An 808-nucleotide genomic window follows, 5' to 3' on the forward strand; every position below is an offset into this window, starting at 1 on the left:
AGCTCGTACATCATCTGGTAGGTGAGCGTGCCCGACTTCGAGACCAGGCCGATGCGGCCCGGCTTGGCGATGTCGGCCGGGATGATGCCGGCGTTGGACCGACCCGGGGTGATCAGACCGGGACAGTTCGGGCCGATGATCCGTGTGGCACCGCCGCGGGCACGGGCATACGCCCAGAACGCGGCCGTGTCGTGGACCGGGATGCCCTCGGTGATCACCACCGCGAGACCGATCTCGGCGTCGATCGCCTCGATCACGGCGTCCTTGGCGAATCTCGGCGGAACGAAGATCACCGTCACATCGGCCCCGGTGATGTCCCTACCCTCGGCCACCGAACCGAACACCGGGACCTCGGTACCGTCGAAGTCGACGGACTGTCCGGCCTTGCGCGGGTTCACGCCACCGACGATGTCGGTGCCGGACGCGAGCATGCGGCGGGTGTGCTTGGTGCCCTCAGAGCCGGTCATGCCCTGGACCAGCACCTTGCTGTCCTTGTTCAGGAAGATGGCCATGGTTCTCCTCGTTTCCTGTCGAAGCCGCGCGGGTCAGCACTGTGCGGCGAGTTCGGCGGCCTGGGCGGCGGCGTCGTCCATCGTGTCGACCCGACGCACGGCCGGGTGGGCACGCTCGTCGAGGATCTGGCGGCCCGGCTCGGCGTTGTTGCCGTCCAGACGCACGACCAGCGGCTTGCCGACGTCGTCGCCGCGCCGCTCCAGCAGTTCCAGAGCCTGGACGATGCCGTTGGCGACCGCGTCGCAGGCGGTGATGCCGCCGAAGACGTTGACGAAGACGCTCTTGACGGCCGGGT

The 808-nt window shown here is 68.3% G+C and carries 1 protein-coding gene and 1 pseudogene; both read right to left on the reverse strand.

Translation table 11 applies throughout. The annotated features are described in order from the left end of the window. The coding region (locus tag DSY14_RS27920) for a CoA-binding protein (protein WP_211719581.1) at window positions 1-512 on the reverse strand (512 nt) is incomplete at its 3' end. 33 nt (window positions 513-545) lie between these two features. After that, window positions 546-808 (reverse strand): annotated as a pseudogene (locus DSY14_RS27925) (succinate--CoA ligase subunit beta); the annotation flags it as partial.

The sequence above is a fragment of the Nocardiopsis sp. MG754419 genome (assembly GCF_018207095.1).
GTDB lineage: Bacteria > Actinomycetota > Actinomycetes > Streptosporangiales > Streptosporangiaceae > Nocardiopsis.